Source organism: Facilibium subflavum, from assembly GCF_003574485.1.
In the GTDB taxonomy this organism is placed as follows: Bacteria; Pseudomonadota; Gammaproteobacteria; order Francisellales; family Francisellaceae; genus Facilibium; species Facilibium subflavum.
In genome coordinates this window covers 1-759 of sequence record NZ_QLIT01000214.1, presented here as the reverse complement: position 1 = coordinate 759, position 759 = coordinate 1, and the positions used below count along the sequence as shown (strand labels likewise).

At 37.0% G+C, this 759-nt stretch carries 2 pseudogenes; one reads left to right on the top strand and one right to left on the bottom strand.

The annotated features are described in order from the left end of the window. Positions 1–264, top strand: a pseudogene (locus DNK84_RS11640) (hypothetical protein); the annotation flags it as partial. Positions 265–306: 42 nt separating this feature from the next. Here DNK84_RS11640 and tnpA read toward each other — a convergent pair. Further along, a pseudogene (gene tnpA, locus DNK84_RS11635) lies at positions 307–666 on the bottom strand (IS200/IS605 family transposase); the annotation flags it as partial. Between the last annotated feature and the right edge of the window lie 93 nt (positions 667–759).

Below are 759 nucleotides of genomic sequence, written 5' to 3'. Positions count from 1 at the left end.
CCGTATGCAGCCTCTAGTTATAAAGATCATCATAAATCTATTAAAGCGATGACATTGATTGCTGCCAAAAAGGAAGGATTAACCAAGAAAACAGATGTTGTTGCTTTATCAGATGGAGCCAAGAATTGCTGGAATGTTTTAAAATCTCTTAAAAAACACTGCAAATCCATTACCTATATTCTTGACTGGTATCATATATCCAAGAAGTTTGATACGTTAATTGGTCAGTTAAATGACTTCCAGCAGAGCTGGAAGCTTATTTAGATGACGCCCTAAAAGGGCTTTACCTTGCGCCTGTAGGCGCTATTACCATTGCAACTTCAATTGCTGTTGCTCCAACTGATCTTCATGCTCCTCTTGATTTCTAATATATTCACGAACAACCTGCTCATCTAGACCCACTGTAGAAGCAAAATAACCTCTTGCCCAAAAGTGCTCTCCTGTGAAATTTCGCTGTTTACCTTTAAATTTACGTGCAATAGCTATTGCACTTTTACCTTTCAAATATCCAACCACATTTGATACCGCATATTTTGGGGCAATACTCAAACACATATGAACATGGTCTTTCATCAAATGACCTTCCTCTATTTTAATATCAGCCCTCTTGGATAAATCATGAAATATCTCAACAAGATATTTCCTTAAACTACCATAGATTATCTTCGGTGGATTCGTATAATAAGTGCATAACCTTTGATAAATAAGGGTAGCAAGAGAGATCGTCTATATTGTGCAAGCCTGAAATCATCAAGACCG